The sequence below is a fragment of the Ramlibacter aquaticus genome, from assembly GCF_015159745.1.
Taxonomy (GTDB): Bacteria; Pseudomonadota; Gammaproteobacteria; order Burkholderiales; family Burkholderiaceae_C; genus Ramlibacter; species Ramlibacter aquaticus.
This window is the reverse complement of sequence record NZ_JADDOJ010000155.1, coordinates 1-2,222: the sequence shown is the minus strand read 5'-3', so window position 1 is coordinate 2,222 and position 2,222 is coordinate 1. Positions and strand designations below refer to the sequence as shown.

Below are 2,222 nucleotides of genomic sequence, written 5' to 3'. Positions count from 1 at the left end.
CGCGCTTGGGTAGGGCTGCGACCTCAGATATTTTTCCGGAAGTGTCCATGTGTCCACGCAAAGTTCGTGGACACAAGCATCTCCGGGTGGAGGTCAAAATTCAATGTGGGATGGCCGGACGGATACAGCTCGTCTACCAACTCGATCATTCGAGCGTCCCGCTGATAGGAATTCAAGTGCGCGTGCCCGCGGGTTTGCTCACCTTGGCGTAGTTCATCCAAGGCTGCCTCCACGCCTCGATCATTGAGAAGTTCGCGGATTGAGTCTTGGAAACTGCTCTCGCGCCCCACTCCAGCGATACGTAGACCTGCCGAGAGATGCGTACTCCATTCGTCGCGAATGAACGAATCAGGACTTTCCTCCAAATGAAGTGCGTCAGCCCCTTCGTGATGCGCTAGGACGGATCGCAGCGGAGGCGTGGCGAACAGTGCAAGGAGAAGAGACCGGACCGCCTGCACTGGCCGCCCTCGCGCCATGTGCATGAACCAACGCACGAATTCTGCTTGCGGCTCGACGACTTCGTTAGGGTCTCCCATAGCCGCGAGAGCGTGGTCTGCCGCGTCGTACAGGCCGCTGGCCTGCAGCAAAAGAGGCAAATGCAACCGAACACTGAGGGCATCCTGTGGATCCAGCCGCAACTGTTTACGTGCCAACCTGAGCGCCTGGGCCACAGAACTGTGCACGATGTGCCACTGCATGTGCTGATGAAGCAGTCGGTGGTAAAAACGGTTCCCCTCTTGCGCCCAAGCGACCCGTCCACGAAACCCGTGAGGCCACAAATCCTCGGCCGCCGCGATCGCCGTCGCATAGATCTTGCCGGAGCGGCGCCCATCGTCGAGCGAACCTTGTCGCATCTGGAACCCCAGATGCAATTGGCCTTCGGGGAAGTCCGGGTTATCGCGAATCAAGCGGTCCAGCGCGGAAACCAACTCAGGGCGCCACTTGAGTACATCGCGCTGCTCCTGAATGTGTCGTGTGCGCTGAAACTGCGCCGCGAGCTGGCGGCCAGCGCTATTCAGGTGAAAGTCGCCGCCACTGTCGTGGCTGTGTAGGTGGAACCGATAGAACGATCGGACCTGTGGCTGTAATGACGCGACAGATTCGTCCGCAACAGTGCCGCTGCGCTGGAAACCCCCGATCACTTCTTCGGCCTGCATGCGCGAAAGCGAGGCAGCATGCGCCAGGTGAATCGCCAGTTCGTCGAGCAACAGGGGGTTGCGTTTCGCCCAAGAAAAATTTCGGGATTGAGACAGCCGCGGGAGCAGCGGCAACAACGGGAGCAGAACCTCCTCGAGAACCAGCCGGGCGCTGCTACGCGGGCTAATCAGCTGCTGTGCAATTGTTATGGGAAGCTCGAAGGCTGAGTCTAAATGCGAGTTTGAAGAGGCGGACGAAGAGAGCTGACGTGCGCTAGAAGGAGAACCTCGAACTGATCCCATCCAAATCTCCGTCGCCCACTTGGCCCGCCCATCGATGAAGCCATTGAGGCTCACCAGGGAACACCTGAATACTGATGGACCGCCCCAACACCTGCTCGTCCCGGAGCGAGCGACTTAGTACGAGTAGGAATACATTCGTGTCGCCTTCCACAATGCTAGGGAGGCGAAAGGATCGCCCATCTCAGGGTTTTCCGCCGTGGACGAGGTCAGCAGCCTCGTTCTCCGGCTTGGCGCCAGACCTTCCCGTTTCGCGAGAAAAAACCGAGTGCGAGATCACGTGTTTCCCCAAAAAGCCGCCGGCGTGGGCCAGCGCGCTGTTCCCAAAAGAACTGCTTGAGTTGTACCGGTAGCCGCTCGACTGGCTCAGTCATGTCTCTCAGGGTCGCGCGATAGCGGCAGGAAGCGGCGCAACACGCGCTGAACAGGAAGTTTGCCGCGAGAGCAAGTGCGATGGGGGTAGGAAGCCGTCAATGGCCAGGTTGACCTCAAGAAGGGTCGGGATGCGCGGCATCCGGGAAGCGGGCGGCTACAACATGTCGTGCGGTAGACATCCACAAAAGCGCACAGCCGTTCCCGAATGGAGAGCTTTTGCCGTCAGTGGAATGAATGGATCAGTGGTCTTCACTGCGCAGGAGCGCTTCGAATTCTTCGTCGTCCTCCCCCCGCGTCAGAATAGTTGTCGCCCCGATAGAAATCGAGGACTCGGGGGCGATGACGAGAGAACGAATTGGCAAGGTACGGCAAGGCATTCAAGGAACGTGCGGTGGCGAGGTTGCTGCCGCC

Annotated in this window: 1 protein-coding gene; it reads right to left on the bottom strand. The window is 59.2% G+C overall.

What is annotated here, in order from left to right; all coding sequences use genetic code 11:
- Positions 1–23: 23 nt before the first annotated feature.
- A complete protein-coding gene (locus IM725_RS19860) occupies positions 24–1,208 on the bottom strand; it encodes a tetratricopeptide repeat protein (RefSeq protein ID WP_193782372.1) in 1,185 nt (394 codons plus the stop codon).
- Between the last annotated feature and the right edge of the window lie 1,014 nt (positions 1,209–2,222).